The organism is Methylocucumis oryzae, from assembly GCF_000963695.1.
GTDB lineage: Bacteria > Pseudomonadota > Gammaproteobacteria > Methylococcales > Methylomonadaceae > Methylovulum > Methylovulum oryzae.
Genome location: NZ_LAJX01000345.1, coordinates 1 through 1,870 on the forward strand (window position 1 = coordinate 1; position 1,870 = coordinate 1,870).

At 48.5% G+C, this 1,870-nt stretch carries 1 protein-coding gene and 1 pseudogene; both read right to left on the minus strand.

The window, feature by feature from the left end:
- Window positions 1-535: AMP-binding protein (locus VZ94_RS23955; protein WP_157845014.1), on the minus strand; the 535-nt coding region annotated here is incomplete at its 3' end.
- Window positions 510-1,671, minus strand: a pseudogene (locus VZ94_RS29945) (condensation domain-containing protein). The gene VZ94_RS23955 and the pseudogene VZ94_RS29945, both read right to left, overlap by 26 nt.
- Window positions 1,672-1,870 lie beyond the last annotated feature (199 nt).

Sequence of the window (1,870 nt, forward strand, 5' to 3'; positions counted from 1 at the left end):
TGGGTGGCAATGAGAGTATTGGTTTTCCGGCAAAGCGCTCAGACCACGCATCAATAGTAAGCACTAAACTCGCCTCAGCATCATCTAGCATAAAACCAAGTCTAGCGTCAGGTGCATCAGGCTCTAAAGGTAATAACACAGCACCTTGCATCAACACGGCTAATTGCGCCGCAATCATTAAAGCACCACGTGGCAAGCATAGCGCGACTACGTTACCCGGTTTTAAGCCTAAACCAACCAACTCATCCGCTATCGCTAAACTCCAATCAACCAACTCGGCATAGCTAATAACCTCATCGTTGACGTGTACGGCTATGTTGTTTGGGGTTTGTTTAGCTTGGCTCAGAATACTATTGAGCACCGAAACAAACGGCATGGTTTGCGTTGCGAGCACGGGCAGAGCCAAGGGTAGCAAACCTGGCACATTACCCAGCAAACCGTCAGGATGGTTAACCATTATTTGCAATAACGCTTTGAGATAATCCGCCATAGACTGAATAGCGTCTGCACTAAATTGGTCTTTTTTGATAGTCAAAACCAATGTCTAAGCTTGAGCTTAGTGTTATATCTAAAGTCAGTGGGTAATTCGTTGCATCGCGTTGCTGTAAGCTATTAATCGATAGCTGTGCTTGAGCTTGCTGCAAAGCCGTCGACACCGGGTAATTTTCAAAAACCAACAAGGTGTCAAACAAGTTAGCACCGGCGCAACCGGCCCATTGCTGTATCGCGTACAAAGGCGTGTGTTCAAACTCGCGTAGCTGTAAATTTTGTGTTTGCACCGCTGTAAGCCAACTACTCACTGTTTGTCCGGGCATAGGGCTTAACACAATAGGCAAGGTGTTGATAAACAAACCCAGCATCGTTTCCACCTCAACCAAACCGGTAGGTCTGCCCGCAACAGTAGAGCCAAACACAATAGTTGACTGCCCGGTATAAGCTTTCAGTAATAGTCCCCAAGCGCATTGCACTAAGGTATTAACTGTCACACGTTGTGCTTGGGCAAAGCGTTGCAATGCTTGGGTTTCTTCTTCAGTCCAATGGCAGTGCCAATAACCGTGGCCTTGCCCCTGCGTGGGTTTAGTGATGGTTTCTGATAAGTGGCATGGCGTGTCTACGCGTTGAATTTGCGCTTGCCAAAATGCTTGCGCGCTTTTCTCCGTCTTGCCGTACTAACCAGGCGATATAATCGCAGAATTGCCCGCTACGACATACGGTTTGCATAGGCTGGCGATATAACGCCATGACTTCGCCTAGCAATAACGATTGACTCCAGCCATCTAGCAGTAAATGGTGGCTAGTCCAAATAAACCGGGTACGTTGCTCTGGCAATTGCACTAACGTCAAACGCAACAGCGGTGCTTGAGATAACTCAAATCCTTGGTCGTAATCGTCCGCACTCAATTGCGCCAAGCTGGCTTCAGTGACAAGCCGGTCACGCCAATCCAAACACGTTATAGCTAACTCTGCGTGTTTGAGTACGGCTTGTACCGGACTTGCCAAACCGTTGCCCCAGAAAAATGCCGTGCGCAATATGTCGTGGCGTAACACCACGTGCTGCCAAGCTGCCGCAAATGCTTTAGTGTCGAGTCCCTGCAAATCCACGCTAAGCTGAGTCACATAAACCGCTGCTTCAGGTTCTTGCAACGCATGAAACAAAATGCCTTGCTGCATAGGCGACAGCGGATAAACATCGGTAATGTCGCTATGCTGCTGTAGCTGGTCTAATTGCGCTTGGCTTAGGTTGACTAATGGCACATCACACGGACTCAGTCTGGGTTTAGCGGTTTGGCAATGGTCTATAAGTCGCTTAAGCTGTTGCTTGAAGCAGTCCGCAAAACGCGTGCACAGTTTCAGCCTTGTAACGCTGACG